The 18,105-nt window shown below is 53.8% G+C and carries 15 protein-coding genes; all 15 read left to right on the forward strand.

What is annotated here, in order from left to right:
* Positions 1-238: 238 nt before the first annotated feature.
* The 15 genes from HUV30_RS10295 (at position 239) to HUV30_RS10365 (ending at position 18,021) form a co-directional block, all read left to right on the forward strand.
* Positions 239-1,366, forward strand: coding sequence for an acyltransferase family protein (locus HUV30_RS10295; protein ID WP_174405338.1), 1,128 nt, complete (start codon positions 239-241; stop codon positions 1,364-1,366).
* A 106-nt stretch (positions 1,367-1,472) separates the two neighbouring features.
* Positions 1,473-1,880, forward strand: coding sequence for a DUF302 domain-containing protein (locus HUV30_RS10300; RefSeq protein ID WP_174405339.1), 408 nt, complete (start codon positions 1,473-1,475; stop codon positions 1,878-1,880).
* A 510-nt stretch (positions 1,881-2,390) separates the two neighbouring features.
* Positions 2,391-3,800, forward strand: a complete 1,410-nt coding sequence (gene nhaC / locus HUV30_RS10305) for a Na+/H+ antiporter NhaC (RefSeq protein ID WP_174405340.1) — start codon at positions 2,391-2,393, stop codon at positions 3,798-3,800.
* A 33-nt stretch (positions 3,801-3,833) separates the two neighbouring features.
* Positions 3,834-5,393, forward strand: coding sequence for a sulfatase family protein (locus HUV30_RS10310; RefSeq protein ID WP_174405341.1), 1,560 nt, complete (start codon positions 3,834-3,836; stop codon positions 5,391-5,393).
* Between the two features lie 47 nt (positions 5,394-5,440).
* Positions 5,441-6,118, forward strand: a complete 678-nt coding sequence (locus tag HUV30_RS10315) for a Crp/Fnr family transcriptional regulator (RefSeq protein WP_174405342.1) — start codon at positions 5,441-5,443, stop codon at positions 6,116-6,118.
* A gap of 24 nt (positions 6,119-6,142) precedes the next feature.
* Complete coding sequence (locus tag HUV30_RS10320; protein ID WP_174405343.1) at positions 6,143-6,457, forward strand: thioredoxin family protein; 315 nt, start codon at positions 6,143-6,145, stop codon at positions 6,455-6,457.
* Between the two features lie 24 nt (positions 6,458-6,481).
* Complete coding sequence (locus HUV30_RS10325; RefSeq protein ID WP_174405344.1) at positions 6,482-7,411, forward strand: NAD(P)/FAD-dependent oxidoreductase; 930 nt, start codon at positions 6,482-6,484, stop codon at positions 7,409-7,411.
* A gap of 6 nt (positions 7,412-7,417) precedes the next feature.
* Positions 7,418-7,693, forward strand: coding sequence for a hypothetical protein (locus tag HUV30_RS10330; protein ID WP_174405345.1), 276 nt, complete (start codon positions 7,418-7,420; stop codon positions 7,691-7,693).
* 255 nt (positions 7,694-7,948) lie between these two features.
* Entirely contained in the window at positions 7,949-9,208 is a 1,260-nt protein-coding gene (locus HUV30_RS10335; RefSeq protein WP_174405346.1) for a diguanylate cyclase, read from the forward strand.
* 424 nt (positions 9,209-9,632) lie between these two features.
* On the forward strand, positions 9,633-10,424 hold the full coding sequence (locus HUV30_RS10340; RefSeq protein WP_174405347.1) for a FadR/GntR family transcriptional regulator: 792 nt from the start codon (positions 9,633-9,635) through the stop codon (positions 10,422-10,424).
* A 272-nt stretch (positions 10,425-10,696) separates the two neighbouring features.
* The gene (locus tag HUV30_RS10345; protein ID WP_174405348.1) at positions 10,697-12,106 is read left to right on the forward strand and encodes a hypothetical protein; all 1,410 of its coding nucleotides are present in this window, start codon (positions 10,697-10,699) and stop codon (positions 12,104-12,106) included.
* A 19-nt stretch (positions 12,107-12,125) separates the two neighbouring features.
* Entirely contained in the window at positions 12,126-13,283 is a 1,158-nt protein-coding gene (locus HUV30_RS10350) for an MBL fold metallo-hydrolase (protein WP_174405349.1), read from the forward strand.
* A 637-nt stretch (positions 13,284-13,920) separates the two neighbouring features.
* Positions 13,921-15,291 (forward strand): CobW family GTP-binding protein, encoded by a 1,371-nt coding sequence (locus tag HUV30_RS10355; RefSeq protein WP_174405350.1) that lies wholly within the window; start codon positions 13,921-13,923, stop codon positions 15,289-15,291.
* A gap of 472 nt (positions 15,292-15,763) precedes the next feature.
* Complete coding sequence (locus tag HUV30_RS10360) at positions 15,764-16,990, forward strand: tyrosine-type recombinase/integrase (RefSeq protein ID WP_174405351.1); 1,227 nt, start codon at positions 15,764-15,766, stop codon at positions 16,988-16,990.
* Positions 16,991-17,367: 377 nt separating this feature from the next.
* The gene (locus HUV30_RS10365) at positions 17,368-18,021 is read left to right on the forward strand and encodes a hypothetical protein (RefSeq protein WP_174405352.1); all 654 of its coding nucleotides are present in this window, start codon (positions 17,368-17,370) and stop codon (positions 18,019-18,021) included.
* Positions 18,022-18,105: the final 84 nt, after the last annotated feature.

Genomic DNA, 18,105 nt, shown 5'->3' on the forward strand with positions numbered 1-18,105 from the left:
TATTGTTTCCGGAATATGCTGTTCCGGAGCGTGGAGTTTGATTTATTGGTCAGAATCTCTGCTTCTGTCACTTCGCCTTGCTGTTGATATTGTACAAGTCCTTCAATACCGTTATACAATATCGTCCGTATAGCATGTATTCAGACGTGATACCGGGCTCGTAAGGCTGTCCGGCCCGATAGCCGGAACTATGGATGTTCCGGCGGGGCGGTAACCCTCAGAAGCAAAGGGAGCAGTGATGAACGGAGGAGCTGAACAGCTGGCAATGCGCCGGATACCCATGCCCGATGTGGCACGGTTCTTCGGCATAGTTCTGGTGTATTACGGCCACATCATAGAGCGCATCATGTATCTCAAGGATCCCACTGCGACTATGCATTACAAGCTCATATACTCCTTTCATATGGCATTTTTCTTTCTGCTGTCCGGCTTCATCTTCAATGCTGACAAGCTCTACATGCCCCTCAACCGCTTCTTCCGAAAGCAGGTTGCCTCACGGCTTGTGCCATACTTCGTGTTCAGCGCGGTGCTGGTGGTGCTGAGTCTGCTTTTCAAAGGGCATTTTGTGGTCGTGGACCTTTCCACGGTGCAGGGGTACCTGCAGGGTGGCATTGCAACACTGCTGGGATTTCCCGTATTCAACATTCCCTTATGGTTCATGGCCTGCCTGTTTTCCGTGGAGCTTATCCACTTTGTTGTGGGCCGGTACCTCAAGAGCGATGCCATGCTGATTGCGGCCGCTGTTGTTACCTATCTTTCAGGATATTATCTCACGTTGTATGTGCAGTTCCTGCCCGGACCGAATTTCTGGTTTCTGCATGAAGCGCTTGTGGTGTATTCATTCTATCTGGTCGGCGTTTTGCTGCGCCGCCGGGGAATACTCATGGCTCCGGTGCAGAGGCTGATTCTGGTGCCTGTTTTCGTGGCATGCGCGCTGGCAGTGTGGTTCACCTTCAATCTCAATACAGGCCCGTTCAGGCTGTTCGATGCGGTTGTCATCGTATTATCCGGCCACGGGCATGTATTCTGGTTCATGTTCACGGCCCTGTGCGGCAGCATGATGCTGCTTGTTCTCGCCAATCTGTGCGGCAGGGTGGGGATATTCCGGTTCATGGGGCGCAACGGGTTGATATTGTTCTGCCTGAACGGTGTGTTCTATCATTTCTTCAACGGTCCCTTTGCCGAGTGGTTCATGCAGAATTACACGGCAACACCGTTCACCGTTACCTTTGCAGGGTGCCTGTTCACCCTTGCCAGTCTGGCGGCCTGCGTGCCGTTGGTGTTGTTGCTGGAGCGTTATGTTCCGCAGCTCGTGGGCAGGCCCGCAATGCGGGGGCCGTTGCTCCCTGCTCTGGTGAAAGCATAAAGTGTACGCAGGCTTGGCTGAAGGCCGTATAGATTTCCACCATGCTGATTGAAATTGACTTCACGCGATACCGTCATGGAACCGCGCCAAGGAAAAGGAGCTGATAATGAATGAATCCGGACTGATTGTCCGTTTTTGCCCGGCAGATACCGTGGCATTGTGGCGTGCATATCTTGATGCCCTGAGAGACCGTGGCATAGATATTTTTGCAACCATTGATCATAAGCAGAATGCCGAGGATGCCGGCCTAGCCATGCCGGAGACACGGCTTATCGTCTTCGGCAACCCGCAGGCCGGAACACCGCTCATGTTGCAGGCACCGGATCTGGCGCTTGATCTGCCGCTGCGGGTGCTGCTGCGGGAAATCAGGGGCGGGTGCGAGCTGGTCTATACCCCCGCTTCTGTACTGGCCAGCCGCTACGGGCTTGCCGCAGATAACCCCATCATACTCAAGATGGATGGTCTGCTCGTTGGCCTTGCCGATCAGGCGTGCGCCATGGCTGTGGAGGGGTAGGGGGGAATTGGGCTTAGCCTGCGGGCAGGTGCGCGATGCTGAGCGTCATGCCGCGCTCGTCGTCGTGCGCAGGCCCATGCTCTACGTTGTGTGTGATGTTTTGCCCGACCGTATTTGAAGGCGGGTTTGTTTTCTTCATGAATCCCTTTAACTTTGTAATCCTTCTTCCTCCGTCTTTCCCTGTGCGAGTGTAGCACAACCACATGCGTGACACAGGACCTGCAGGCATTGCCAGCAGGTCCTTTTTGTCTGCGGTCAGCTGTTTCGTGCATCATGGTGGGCAATCCCGTGACAGGCCGGATGCAGAAGGAGTTTCAGGCCGGTACAAATCGTTACGGATTGGGCTTTTTTTCCTGAAGTGTCGCATTTGCAACAGACTTCAGGATTGATTTGAGGGTACCATTCAGTCGCAATGGAAGAGCCTATGGGCCAATGATGGAGGAGTGAGAAGAAATATGGCAGTTCCTCTCACCAAAAATACATAAAAATGAAGGGTTGAAAGGAGTTGCAATGACTTCTGGGGAAAGAAAACCAACGTTGTTGTGGGCTTTGTTGACGTTCCTGCTGCCGGTTGCGGTTATCTTGTATGGAACGGTATGGGTCGGGGTGCGTCCTCCCGTGTTGCCGTTGCTGGTTGCCGTGGCGCTGGCAGGCATAATGTCTCTGCGCATCGGCTATACGTGGGAAGAGTTGCAGGAAGGCATGCTCTCGGCTGTGGGCAGAATCCAGCTCGCCGTGGCCATTCTCATGCTGGTGGGCATGATTATCGCCGCATGGATGGCATCCGGCACCATTCCCGCCATTATCTATTGGGGACTCAAGCTCATATCCCCTGAGCATTTTCTTGTTTCCACTTTCTTTCTGTGCGCGGTAGCCTCGCTCGCTACCGGCACCTCCTTCGGCACCATGGGCACCATCGGTGTGGCGCTGCTGGGCGTTGGCGGTGCCATGAGCTACGACCCTGCCTGGACCGTGGGGGCGATAGTTTCCGGTGCGTATTTCGGCGACAAGATGTCTCCTGTATCCGACTCCACGAACATTGCGGCAACCGTGTGTGATACCCCGCTGTTCAATCATATTTCGTCCATGCTCTGGACCACCGTGCCAGCCATGGTCATTGCCACTGTGGGCTATTGGATTCTCGGCACCATGCACGACGGCAGCGCCGCCACCATGGACAACATCCAGCCCATTCTCACCAGCATAGAAGCCTCCTTCAGCCTTTCACCCATCGCATTCATTCCGCCGGTGCTTATGATCGTGCTGGCTTACAGACGCCTGCCCGTTCTGCCGGTGATGGTTATCTGCGTTGTCAGCGCGCTTGCCATAGCTCTTGTGGAAGGAGCAACCGTGGCCGAGCTGGCATCCCAGCTGACCAAGGGCTATCAGGCCAAGACCGGTTCGCCCGAACTGAACAAGCTGCTTTCCCGCGGCGGTCTCATGAGCATCATGGTGACCATTCTTCTGCTTACCTCCGGCATGGCGTTCGGCGGCATACTGGAAAAGGCGCGCGTGCTTGAAGTGCTGCTTGAGGCCATGCTGCGAGGTGCCAAGAGTGCAACCCGCCTTGTGGCTTCCACCATCATTGCCTCCTACATCATTCTGCTTGGCACGGGCAGCCAGATTCTGGCCGTGGTTGTCCCCGGCCGCGCGTTTGCCGACGCCTACAAGGATGCGGACCTCGCTCCCGAGGTGCTTTCCCGAACCTGTGAAGATGCAGGCACCCTCGGTTGTCCGCTGGTTCCCTGGAGCGTGCACGCGTTCTACATCCTCGGGGTTCTCGGCGTAAGCGCCGTGGAGTTCATGCCGTATGCCTTCCTGAACATTGTGGTGCCGTTCATATCCATCGGATGTGCCGTAACCGGATTTGGAATTTTCAATAGAAAAGGTGAACGGGTTCGCCCTCTTGCAGGGAAGTAATCCCGACAGAGCTGAATAGCTAAAGGATTGATCATGTCTCAGAAGAATATAAAGAACGTTCTGTTCATCATGCTTGATACCCTGCAGTTCAACTACCTTGGATGCTACGGGAACAAGGATGTGAAGACCCCCAATCTGGACAAGTTTGCCGAAAAGGGCTTTCTGTTCGAAAACGCTTACAGCGAAGGCCTGCCCACCATACCTGTCCGCCGTGCCATCATGACCGGCCGGTTCACACTGCCTTACAGCGGCTGGCGTCCGCTGACCACCGAAGACACCACCATCACCGACCTGTTGTGGTGCCGCGAGGTGCAGACCGCGCTTGTGTATGACACGCCGCCCATGCGCCTTCCCAAATACGGCTATTCACGCGGCTTCGACTATGTGCGGTTCTGCAACGGCCATGAGCTTGATCACGAGACGTTCAGCAAGGTTCCGCTGAATCCGGAATTCAAGGGTGAAGACTACCTTTCGCCCAGCTGGCTGACGAAGGATGAAAACGGCGAGTACGATGCTTCCAGCAAGTCGCTTATCCGCGAGGCGGAATGCTATCTGCGCCAGCGCCAGAACTGGACTTCCGATGCCGACAACTACGGCTCGGTCGTTATCAGCGAGGCCGACAAGTGGATCAAGGAAAAGCGCGATCCCAACCGTCCCTTCTTCCTGTGGCTCGACTCCTTTGACCCGCATGAACCGTGGGATCCGCCGTCAATCTGGGAAGGCAAGCCCTGCCCCTACAATCCGGACTACAAGGGCAACCCCTTGCTGCTCGCCCCATGGACCGAGATCGAAGGCGTGATGACCGAAGAAGAGTGCCAGCATATCCGTGCTCTATATGCCGAAAAGGTTACCCTCATCGACAAGTGGCTCGGCAAGCTGTTTGATTCCCTGAAGGCACAGGGGCTGTGGGATGAGACCATGATCATCGTGACTTCGGACCATGGTCAGCCCATGGGGTCCGGCGAGCACGGACACGGCCTCATGCGCAAGTGCCGTCCCTGGCCCTATGAGGAACTCGTGCACGTCCCGCTGCTGGTGCACCTGCCCGGCGTGGAAGGCGGTAAGCGTGTGGAGAGTTTTGTGCAGAACGTGGACATCACCGCCACGGTTCTCGACGCTCTCGGCCTGAGTCAGGATGCGCTGGAGCAGACCGGCCATGAAGGCATTCAGACCTACGGGGCCGAAGACCTGCACGGCATGAGCCTGCTGCCGCTGATGCGCGGCGAGGTGGACCGAATCCGTGACTTTGCCATTGCAGGATACTATGGCATGTCATGGTCCATCATTACGCACTACTACAGCTATATTCACTGGTTGCAGAAGGAAATAGACACGGATTCCATGAACCGGATATTCTACGATGGTTCCGGTTCCGGCGGCAACGCCGGTGCCCAGTCTGCCAAGCTGGAAGTGAAGGAAGAAATGTGGACCTGCGTTCCCGGAGCGGAAGTCAGCGTTCCCGGTACTGACGAGCTGTATGACCGCAAGGTCGACCAGTTCCAGTTGAAGAATATTATCGAAGAGCAGCCGGAAAAGGCCAAGGAACTGCTGCAGATGCTCAAGCTCTATATCGGAGAGCTCAGAACGTCTTAGGCAGAACCGGCACGGCAAGCGGCTCTCCTGCATTGAAAGGAAACACCATGCATACGCAACAGGTTGATGAATTCTGGAGAATCAAGGTCGATAGTGACGTCTGGAAACAGGTGCTGCACTTGGGCCAGAGAAAGGAGTTTCGTCATGGTGATATTATCATCGATGCAGGGGAGCTGGTAAACAGGCTGTATTATCTCGAATCCGGCGTGGTGAGCATGAAGCGTGCGTCATGGGGCGGCGCGGAAAAGATTATCATGCATATTGAAGAGAATACGCTGTTCGGCGAGGTGCCTTTCTTCATGCACCAGCCCATACTCAGTTTTTTCATCTGCCATCAGGACGCGGTGGTTTACAGTTTTTCCCGCGAGGCGGTAGACGGCATGCTCGCAAGGCATCCGGAAATTGCCAAGGACATCATCCGCACCCTCGCCGAAAAGGTGAGCGCGCTCAGCAACCAGTCCGCAACGCTCGGGCTGGACAGCCTGTACCAGCGTATCGTCAAGTTCATACTGCTCCGCTATAACTCCATGCCTCTGGAGGATAACGAGATCATCTCGCTGGGCTCATTGCGCATGCGCGATATCGCCAGCATCCTCGGGGTGCACAGGGCCACGCTGTACAAGGCGCTCAAGGAGCTTGAGCATATGAACCTGATTCGGATGCTGGACAGGAACAGGATACATGTTCTCAACGTGGATGAACTGGCAGCCATTGCATACGAATAATCAGGATTTTTTTGGAGAACGATAATGACTACGATCAGCACGATAAGCGATGCCCACCTCGCGGAGCGGTTCCAAAGCTTTGGCGATGCCATCATCTTCTTTCACAAGGAACTGTGCCCGCACTGCAAGAACATGGAAAAGGTTCTGCTCAAGTTTTCCGCCAAGGCACCTGCCGTTGAGGTATGCAGCGTAGACAGCGAAAAGCACCCTGAACTGCTGCAGGAGCTGGGTTTTGAGCGTGTTCCCACGCTGGTATTCATACGCGGGGGCAAGGTGGCCAAGATCCAGTCCGGTATCATGAACCCCCGTGAACTTGCAGCCCTGCACGCATCCATTTAGCAACGCGCAGATCAGGAGTCTTTTGTGAGTCACGCATATGATTTGATCATTCTCGGCGGGGGCGTTGCCGGTATGACGTCTGCCATTTACGCGGCGCGTGCCAGCCTGCGCGTGCTCATCCTTGATGAGAATGCCTGCGGAGGGCTCGTCAACTGGACCCGTGTCGTTGAGAATATGCCTTCCTACAAAAGCATAGGCGGCCTTGAACTTACCGCACGCATTCAGGAGCAGGTAGAGGAGCTCGGCGTGGATGTGGAAGAAGCCGTGTGCATTGATTCCATAGACCTTGGCGGTGCCGAAAAGGCAATTGTCGCAGATGACGAGACCTATACCGCCAAAGCCGTCATTATCGCTACGGGGCGCAAGCCTGTGCCGCTTGAAGTGGCGGGCGAATGCGAGCAGGTGCATTTTTGCGCCATCTGCGACGGTGCGGCCTATGTGGGCAAACGCGTGCTCGTTGTCGGCGGTGGCAACAGCGGATTTGACGAGGCCATAGCTCTGCTGGATCAGGGTGTTTCCGAACTGGTGCTCGTGGAGAAGATGGATCGCTTCTTCGCCGCACGCACCGCACAGGACCAGTTGATGGCTCGCTCCAATGCGGAAGTCCGGCATTCCACGGAGGTCGCCGCCGTGTGCTGCAGCGACAGCCTGCGCAGCGTTACCTTGCGTAACGTGGTGACCGGTGAAGAAGAGGTGCAGACCTTTGACGGCATTTTCGTCTTCATGGGGCAGCAGCCCGGTACAGAGATGTTCAGCGGGCAGATTGCACTGGATGACGACGGATACATAGTCACGGATGAGCTTATGGCTACCTCCGTTGCCGGAGTCTACGCCGCGGGCGATGTTCGCCGAAAGAAGTACCGGCAGATAACCACTGCCATGGCGGACGGAACCGTGGCTGCTCTGGAAGCGGAGCGGCATATTCACAGCCAGATGCAGGGTTCGAAAGGGTAGAGCGACATGCCGGAACTCCAGATAACCGTTCTGGACCCGGATACCCGTCAGGTGCAGCAGGCGGCAGGACGCCTGCGTGCCCTTCTGAGAAGCGAGGGCGTGCCTGCCTGTGTCCATGAGGTGTCCTGCTATCTTGAGATTTCCCGTCGAGGGCTTGCGGATAAAACGCCCGCAATAGCATTCAGCAACATGGTTCTGCGCTGCACAAGTCTGGACGAACCGGTTCTGCGAGAACTGGCTCGCAAGCTGGGAACGCTGCATGGTGGCGAATTCGGTGAGTAGCATCGCTCTGTACGGACGTTTTAGGAATACGCTGTCTTTCAGAGACTGAATGGAATGAGGGGAGGCTTGCAGGAGCCTCCCCTTTGGATTTAGGCCCATGAATAGCTGGCCCTTTTGCAAAGACGTGGATTGGCAAAGGGGGGGGCTAGGCGTGCAATTCAGACCCGAGTCTGTCTGATTACAACTGGTCACCTTGCGCTGTTTCTGATAGCCGCTATGCAGTCCGTATGTGGACAAGCAGCGAGGAGCGAGAATTTGGACACCCGATACGAGAATACGACTCACAGCGTCAGGCAATTGCAGCACGAACTGGCAACCTATCTTGCGCTGATACCGGCATTGATGTGGCACATTGATGCTGCGTTCAATGAGATAGTGCTCACCAATGACTATAAGATACCGGGATTGGGCAACAAGGTTCCTCTTGTGCTCAAGGACCTTACTCTGGCGAAAACGCTTGTTCATTCCGACGACCTCGGGGCTTTTTACGGTGCCATGGACAGTGTCAGGGCTTTGCAACCTGCAACTGTCGCATTCAGGGTGGGTGACGAGGCAGGCCTCTGGCATTGGCTTTTTCTGAAGGGGCAGCCTGTGCAGAACGAATCGTCCCGCTATGTGGGGATGATAGGAGAGTGTGCTTCGCTGGTGGGCTCCATTGAAGACAGAGGGGCTGCAACCATGCGGCCGGACAGTCTTGAACTGCTGGACCAGCCCTCCCTGCTTGTGGAGTATTCCGGCAAGAAAGTTGTGGCCGCCAATGCCGCTGCCCGCAGTTTTCTCGGATATGGGGCTGTGGCAGACTTTCCTTCGTTTGATGGCATGATTGAAGGGGCAAGCGAGCAGTACCGGCGCAGCATGTATGAACATCTTATATTCAATACGACTTGGCGCGGTCCGCTGGCTTTCAGGGATGCATCCGGCATCCGCAGGCAGTGTGATGTTCGGCTGCGGGCAGGCGCCTGTGATGGCACGAATTTGTTGTGGGTGGGGATTGAGCCGGTCCTGACGGCGTTTTCTGCCCCAGTATTGTTAGAAGGCGATTGCGCTAAACTGTGCCAGGCGTTGGATAAGGCACAGACAGAGGTGCAGGCGTTGCAAGCCTTGCTGGAACACCAGCCGGAAGGATTGAAGGCTGAAGGGGTAATGCTGTCGCATATATACGCTTCGGAGAACCGCGTTGAGGTGACCGGGGTAGGCGAACCATTCAAGGGCATGGTGCCTCACACCTGCTATCCCTATATTGGTTCCATAGCGGAGAATCTTGTTCAGTATTCTCTGTCACATATGGTGGTTGAGGAAACCATACGCAGTATCCGTCCCATTGATTGGGCGCTGTTCATTCCGGGTGGTATCCATTCATACTATGCAGAGCCGTACTATGAAGAGGACGAGCTGGCCTATGTTCTGATTTATTGTTCCACGAAGGGTGGGGCATTCAGTTCCGGTGGGCTTCCGGCATGCAAGGATGCCTTGTTACAGTTGGCCGACCGGCTAAAGCGACTCAGCAACGACTGATAATGCAAATGCATTGAGGGGAGCCGGAAGGGACATCTGGTCTGCCTGCTTTGGCATAGGAGCCAAGGTCCGGCTGTTCTGGTCGTACCAGTGTGTAAGTGCTTTTGGGAGATGTTATCTTTAAATGGTATTAGTATGGATATGAAAACGGACGCCTGAGGGCGTCTTTTTTTATGTCTAAGGTTATATTTCGGTATGTTGCGTGTTGTATGGTTTGATTTTCTATACTGTATTTTGTCGGTGTTGTGCCACTCTGTATTTTTACATTGTTGCATATATTGTTGTTGTTTTGTCACAGAACGTTTCACTGGTTGGGCCAGATGGTGTTTTTTGTGTTTTCTTTATTGCCACCATATGGCTGTATGGCTAGTCTTGCATCCATAACATTTGGAAATGAAAAGAGAGTAAACTGGTTGGGCCAGATATGCAGAAGTCGGCAAGTGTAGTTGCAGAGCAGGTTATAGAGTTGATTCATGAAATCGGCATCAAGCCGGGAGGCAAGCTTCCCGGCGAGCGCCCGCTTGCGGACAGGTTCGGCTGCAGCCGCAATACGGTGAGAGAGGCTCTGGCCGCTTTGTCGGCCCGCGGTACTGTGGAGATCCGCACCCGCAGCGGGGCCTATCTGCGGGAAGGCGCCCTGACGGAAAATGCTGGTGGCGAGGCAGGTATTCAGGAAGCTTTTGAGGCACTTGAAACGCTGGGACCTGCGCTTGTCGGTCGAACTTGCCGTATGGCCAGTGACGCTGAGCACGAGCGTATAGAGCGCGTTACCGCACGCCTTGGCAGGGCACTGGTAGACAGGAATCCCTACGAGGCATGGCAGGGGCTGATGGCGTTTTATAACGTGTTGGCAGGCATCTGCGGCAACGCGCTGTTAAGCGGTGCCGTTGCCGACATAGCTCAGGCGGGGCGAAGCTGCGGCGCCTTGATTGCTGCACCGGAGCTTATGCCCGATTTCTTGCAGCACTTTTTTGCGGAACATGTGGAAATGCTGCAGGCCATGCGGCAGCGCGAGATTGTCCGGGCAACCGGTCTGGCTGCGGCCAGTATTGAGGCCTTTGGCACTATGCTCATGGGAGAGTGCAAAATACGGAAGCCCGGACCAGTTGACGGACCAGCTGAGGGACCCGTTGGCGGACCATCTCATAGGCCAGCCGACAGACTGGCTGACAGGGTAGTTGGCTGGAGAAAAGGCGGACCAGATGATGACGCGTAGAAATTTTTTGCAGTTGTGGAGAGGCAACCGGACTCAACCGGCTGCAAGGCAGCCTGAAGAAGCCCCCGTCGAGCAGAGTGCGGATAGTCTTCGGCAGGCTTACATGCGGGCTATGGAAGCTGGAATTGATCCTGCGACATTGGCTCAGGAGGAATTGGTACGAAGGTTTTCTTCAAAGGTAACATCTAACAATGCGGCTGATTGAAGATGTGCCGGGGCGACCGCCAAGTCTGGCCCCGACACTGATGCCATCATCCGCAGGGGAGTTCCTTATGGACAGGGACAGCAACGGTATTTTGTACCTTGAAAGCCGCAGGCTGGTCAAACGCTGGAATGGACCATGGCCTGCACTGGTGAACACGCTTATCATGGCGGTGTTCTTCTACGTCACGTGGTGGATTTTTCAGGACCCGCGCGGTATTTTCCGCATGTATACGCCCTATGTGGGGTACATGGTCTGCCGCTGGATGCTCATCCTCTTCATCTGGCTTGCGTATATCTTCGACTTCTGGCCTTTCAAGAGGACATGGCTTGAGCGCACGCATCCTCTCATAAAAGGCGCGGTGCTTACCTTGGTCAGCGTGGCCGCAATGGTGCTGCTCATCAAGGGATTCTTTATCGATTTCCTTGGCAACTACGGCATTGCCTACTTTAATCCCGAACGGCTTGAAGCCATGGGTATTACCGAGTTTTATGCGCTGGAATATGCCACGGAAGCTATCATGATGTTTGCGGCCATAGCCTCGTGGCTGTCACCCAGCTGGATTGTCGCCTGTGAAGGCGCACCGTGGAACAAACTCAAGCAGCCTGCAAAGGGGCTCACCATCCTTCTGGTGACGTTCTTTCTGAGCATGATCGTCTACTTTGTCACCATGCATTCCCACATGGCGATTCTGTTCTACCCCTGGCAGCAATATACCGCCATCACGCCGCCCTACTGGGAAGGCTTTGCCAACACCGTATCCGGTAACTTCCATATTGCATGGATCATGTGCTGCACCGTGGTTGTCTGGCAGTTCGAGACCATCTGGGAGCGCTATCCCTTTAACCTGATCAAGACCGACTGGCTGCGCCGCACGGCATCCTTCTTCGGTATTATCCTGATCGCTCTGGCACTGTGCTTCTTCCTGTACTATGCGCAGGACCTCGTATGGGGTGAAACGGTTCGTGGCACCCGCCGTCTTGCGGCACCTGACTGGCGTTGGCTGCACGTTGGTGAAATGGCCATTTTCTGGCTGCTCCCCACGCTGTTCCTCAGCTTCTACTGCGGCAACTGGCCCAATAACTTCAGCCGTCCCGTGCGTGTTTGCATCCGTACCTTCCTGACTGCCGCTCTCGCAGTGGTTGTGTACGTGATCTATTACAAGACCTCGCACCTCTTTCTCGGCACCCAGAAGGGTTTCTCACATCCTCAGCAGTTCCCCATGATTCCCATGATCTGGCTGATCAACATCTTTCTGATCAACATGTGGTTCATGGATGGATGGCCCGGCTGGAAAGCTGTTCCCAAGACACAGGAAGAGCTGAAGGAAGTGGAAGAAGAGAAGGTCGCAAGTGACGTTCGCTGGTCACCCGCACTCGGCAAGGGGCTTCTTGTGGGCACTGCCTGCGGCGTGGGGCTGTATGTCATCGTGATCGGCATTCTGCCGTGGATCGGCGAAACGGTGCAAATAATCAAGTAAGGCAGCGCAGGAGTAAAAAATGAAAGATACCAATATGAACCGGCGCGACTTCGTCAAGGGTGTTGCAACCGGGGTGTGCGCAGGTGCCTTCGCCTCTATGGGGCTGTATTCCTACACCCAGTCAGCCTACGACAGGTTGCCCAAGACAGAACGCAAGTTTCAGGACTTCGGTGCCGTGCGAAGCGTCAAGGTAGTGAACATCTCGGAAACCAGCTGGTTCAGCAATGCGGACCTTATCGGTGATATTCACGCCGCGGGCGGTCTGCTGGTGAACCAGTACACGCTGAACTGGGCGCCCTTTGCCAATGGCAGGGGTACCGCGCAGGGATCGTATGATTCCGCAATGGCCACCATCAAGGATCTGATCCCCCACGATCTTGAAAAAGCATGGGAACTGCAGCGCAAGGTTGCCTTGCACCCCGACAATCCGGGCGGATTCTCCTGCCTTCTGATTGTGGAGGCGCTGGACGGCACCAAGCATAATTTCCTGCTTGATTCCGGCTGGTCATACGAATGGATGGACAAGAGCTTCAAACGCGAAGGCATCGACAAGATGCTGGAAGCGCGGGAGATTGAAGGTCTGTTCATCTCGCACGAACATTGGGACCACTTCTGGGGCCTGCCTGTCACCATGAAGTACGACAACCGTATTCCCATGTATATCCATGATGGTTTCTACAAGGAAGGTCTGCAGTACATCAAGGACAGCGGATACAAGGGAACTCCGTTCATTCAGAAAGAACCTATGCATCAGATCATGCCCGGCATGGCCGTGCTCAAGTTTGATGTGCCGATCATCAACCGCGTGTTCGGCGAAACATCGCTTGCCTTCAACGTCAAGGACAAGGGGCTCGTGCTGGTTTCGGGCTGCTGCCATCAGGGTCTTCTGCAGATGACAGACTACGCATACACCGACCTGAAGTATGATAACGACAGGTTCTACGGGCTGTACGGTGGTCTGCACATCTCGCCTTTTGAAGACTGGGATCCCAAATACGACGACCTGGTCATTTCGCTGGGCAAGTGGAACTTCGAGCACATCGGATGCAACCACTGCACGGGCCATCTCACCGCAAAGAAGTTCATCGAACGCGGTTATCCCGTTGTTCGCGGCACGGCGCGTTACCGGTCCTCCTCCAAGGACTATCTGGGCAACGGCGATACCATCACGTTCTAACTATGCAATACGGAAGGGTGGGGCTGTCAGCCTCACCCTTTTTCGGGAATGTCATATGATTACGGATTTTTTTATTCCGCCGGGAGCGGATGAGGTTTCCTATGCCCATTTGCGGGATCTGCCTGTAAACGCCATAGCCGTTGCCTGCAGGGACAACCGTTTCCGCCGGTTGGTGAGGTGGGTGGGGATTGCACGGTGTCAGGGGGGAGAGGGCGCCTTTACGTGTCGTATTTCAGGCGGGCCGGGGATTTTCGGTCTGTCGTGGGAGGGGGGGGGCGGATTAGATGTCGTAAGGATTGGAAGGTTCGGCATCCATTACTTCCCCGACCAAGAAGAGGACGTGTGTGACCTTCTGCGCATTGATGCTGCCGTGGCTGTGCAACGGGCTGATTATGCGCAGGGAATTAGGGATTTTGTAGCGGATGAAACTCTACGATCCCTGTTCCGTATAGGCACACTGCAGATCAGTTGCCCCCTGAGTACTTCGGAACTGGGGCTGCACCTGTGCGCCGAACGGCGTAGGCGGATGGTTTCTGATTGTGGTGTAGGGAGCCTTGAAGCCGGATGGATAATCCCCCCCGGTGCTCTGGAAGAAGACCTGCCTGCATATGCCCTTTGCCGCATGTTGTTCGATGTTGTGGCTGCTGCCGTTTCTGCATGTACAAAGCAGGCGCCATCATTATTTCTCCGGACGGAGCGGGGCGGCTCGCTGCTGCATAGGCAGGCCGATGGAACGATGGTTCGTGATGCTTCAACGGAGGATTCAGTTGAAACGCAGCTTGTCGCCGATGATCTTGTTTGGGGTGAAGCGCACGCGCTGGTAGCGGCATTGTATCATGAAGCCTGTCATGATTCTTCCGAATGGGACATGTCTTTGTCTGTCGAGCAAGAGTTGGCAAAAGCTGCCATTGTCGCCCGGGCCGAGTATGACGCAGGTTCATGCGCAGCGCAGGATTTGCCGGATGGCTGGGCAAGTGCTCCCTGTTGGCAGACGCATGATCTCGATTCCCCCGCATGTGCCAGATTGTATCCGTCTCTTGCCGATAAACGCCCCGGTCTTATTGTCGTCAGCGGCTTTTTGGGTGCCGGAAAAACTACCTTTCTGAACAACTGCATCGAATATCACCGCGCCAGAGAGCGCTTTGTGGCGGTCATCCAGAACGAGGTGGGGGCAACGGGCGTGGACGAGCACCTGCTGGGCGATTCGGCATCGGTGCTTGCTCTGGATGAAGGGTGTGTATGCTGCACGCTCGCCGGAAGTCTTGCGGCAGGCGTGCGGGAGTTAACGGCACAGTTCAGCCCTGAAGTCATTCTGCTCGAAACGACCGGGCTGGCAAATCCGTTGAACTTGCTGGCAGAATTGGGTTCAATTCGCGATTTGGTGCGTCTGGATACGGTTGTTACCGTTGTTGACGCCGCCAATGTGCAGGCAGTGCTGGAATCCAGCGCCATTGCGCGAGATCAGGTTCGAGGAGCAGATGTTGTGGTGTGCAACAAGTGCGACACCATAAGCTCGGCCTCGATGGAGACTGTAAAAGCCGCGCTGACGGCATTGAACCCAAAGGCCATGATGCATGTAACCACACAAGGACAGATTCATCCTGCCTTGTTCATGGATCTTGAAACCGGCAAATCGTGTGCAGGGCTTCTGCCGGCAGTGCCCCAGAGCTATGCTAACCATACAGAGGAAGGATATAGCTCTGTCCGTTTCTTTATGCCTCGCCCCGTTACGTTGGAAGCGTTGGAACAGGCCGTTGGTGCATGTCCGGGAGCGCCTTTCCGGATCAAGGGGATAGTCGCTCTGGATGATGGTGAGCCACAGTCGTCAGGATACGTGTTGGCTCAATGCGTTGCCGGCAGGGCTGATTTCGAGCCGCTGCAGGGCTTTGAAGGCAGTCCCTTTTTGGTGATGATCGGCAGAGATCTTGATCATGCAGCCTTGCTGGAGCACTGGCAGGCGCTGGGTGCAACTTTGACGGAGTCAGATATCAGAAACGGAGTTGAATAGATGCGAGGCTGCCTTGAGATAATAAGGCGGTTTTGGGTTAAGAAAAAAGGACTTCTTGCAGAGGTCCTTTTCTCATTTTGAAATGGCAAAATTCTCAAATAGGGTGTCAACTTACACAGTGCCCCCCTCGGCCTGCGTCGAATGATAATTGTGTGGCAAAAGGAAAAGGACCTGCGATGTGAAATCACAAGTCCTTTGATTTTGGTCGGAGAGACAGGATTCGAACCTGCGACCCTCTGGTCCCAAAACAGATTTTTATGTTTCACGGGCTTTCACTCGTTTAAATTTTGTAAAGTTATCACAGTATGATAACTTTACAGTGTTTCACTGGATTTCACTTGAAATCATCCCCTTTAGCCTGTATCTGGTAGGGAGATGGTAGGGAGAATTTGAAAAAATGCGACCCTCTGGTTTTTTGAACGACGTTGAAATTGTTCATTTTTAATTTTCTTAGTGGGTCTGAGGTTTGGACATGGGTAAACGAGTAAAAACTGGCTATCCAGGGGTGTACGGCACTCCTCATGCAACCCGGAAACACGGTATCAAGCCTGATTTGTACATCGAGATTACCTATCGTCTTGATGGCAAGAAGAAGTGGGAAGGGCTTGGATGGATGTCGCAAGGAATGACACCGCTCAAGGCTTCTAAGATTCTTATGGACCTGAAAGAGGCGCACAGGACAGGGCATGGGCTGCGTACTGTTGCAGCTCATCGAGAGCTTGCAAAGGAAGAGGCGGAAGAACGATTGGAGGCCGAAAAGGTCGCAGCACGTGAGGCAACTACCTTTGAAGAGTTTTGGCTCAATGTGTATTGGCCGTTGCAGAGAGAGAAGAGCGCACGATCCATAGCTACTGAAGCATCTTTGTGGAAGCTTTGGATCGCTCCGCAGTTAGCTGATGTCGCCCTGATGAAGTTTACGCCGTTTCAGCTTGAAAAGGTTAAACAGGTCATGCTCAAGGCTGGTAAGTCTCCTAAAACGATCAAATATGCCTTTGGAGTGATTTCTCAAATATGGAGTTTGGCGCAGCGTGACGGTTATGTATTTACCCCGTTTCCTGGCGGGCAGGTTCGTTTGCCGCAGCAGGATAACAAGAGACAGCGGTTTTTGACTCCTCAAGAAGCTCGTCTTTTGTTGGAGTATCTCGCAGAACGTTCACCTCTTTCGCACGACATGGCTGTGGTCTCGTTGTTCTCCGGTATGCGGTTCGGTGAGATTGCCTCCCTAGAGTGGCAGGATGTTGATTTCCCTGATGGGCGAATTTTGATCCGCGATCCGAAGAATAGTCAGAACCGTTATGCGTTCATCACTGGTGAGATTGCTGCTGTGCTTCGTAGGCACCATTCCGGGCAACGTAGTGGATTGGTTTTTGTGAGTCGTACAGGAGGCAGGATTGATAGGATTTCCAAGGCCTACACTCGCGTTGTTGATGAACTGTTTAATGAGGGCGTGACAGACCCTCGTCTTCGTGTCTGCTTTCATACGTTAAGGCATACATACGCGAGCTGGCTCGTACAGAAGGGCGTTGATCTTTATAGCGTGAAGGAGCTGATGGGACATTCAGATTTCAAGATGACCACGCGGTATAGCCACTTGGCCCCAGAGGGATTGAGGAAGGCTGCGAAGGTGGTTGAGGGGAGCCTAGGTGACGGGGTAAGCCCCAAAGTGGGCGTGGTCATGCGAGGTCCTTGGCCTACGTAGTCCCCCCCCCTGGGGGGAGGGGGGATTGAATGGCACAGATGGCTACACAAGGAACGAGAAAATTTGTTTTTTGAAAACTTTTTCATCGCTGTTATGTGTTGAATTGACGTCAAACTACTGCTGGGCTGGTGTTTTGAATGAAATGTGTCATGTGGTGACACATTTGCGCTAATAAAAAAGAATGTGATATGGGGCGTTGAAGGCAATTGAGGCTAGTGAAACACTGAAGAGTCTGACTTATGATGTATAGAATGTCTGATGTGTTGTTAAGTCGAATGAGTGTTGTCACCTCTATATCTCTTGTGTTTGGATAGAAGTGCATATGGTGTAGAGGTTGTGCTTTATTAATAGCGGGCTAGCATAAAAATGAGGGTCCAATGTCGAAGAATATTGATGCTGAAAGATTGGCAAAGCTGTTGGAATCAATACAAGAAGACGTGCGTGAAGTGATGGAGGAGATGGCTGATTATGTTGAAGTTTTGCGAGAGGAGCATGGATTTTCGACATTGAATGACTTGTTGCGAATTGTTGAACAACAATTTTCCGGGGGGGATTCAAAAGAAAGAATGAATATCGCTAAGGTGATTTTGTCACAGAATGCACTGGCATTGCGGGATAGGCTTGCAAAACAAGCTTTATTTGACAAGGAACAGGCTGAAGTTATTGAAATTGCATTAATGTATGGCCAATTGCACGGTTTGATGACCGCGATGGTAGATCCTATGCGAGGCGGTGAGCTGTCTTTCGTTAAAGATATCATGCATTCGCTTAAATGCTCTGAGGGAAGAGAGAGCCAAACGCTAGGGAAAGAGTTCAAGATTGAGCGGGCACTGCATTGTGCTCAAATGTCGTGGGAAGGAGGAGCAGAATACTATCACAGTGAGATGGCACGAAATCTTCTTGAAGTTCCTGAGTTAGAATTGAAGATTGCTCCTATGGTTTCCGAAGCTGTTTTGCGAGATAGGCTTAAGCCTTTAGCTAGGAAATTTGGACGGGTCAGAGGTGATCGCGGGGCGATGAGGAAAAAATAGGTAGAAACAATAAGGCCGTATTCATACGGCCTTATTGTTATGTCTTAGGCTCGTATGTGACTTCTCCAGGTGCGTCGATCCCAC

Source organism: Desulfovibrio subterraneus (assembly GCF_013340285.1).
Classification (GTDB): domain Bacteria; phylum Desulfobacterota; class Desulfovibrionia; order Desulfovibrionales; family Desulfovibrionaceae; genus Halodesulfovibrio; species Halodesulfovibrio subterraneus.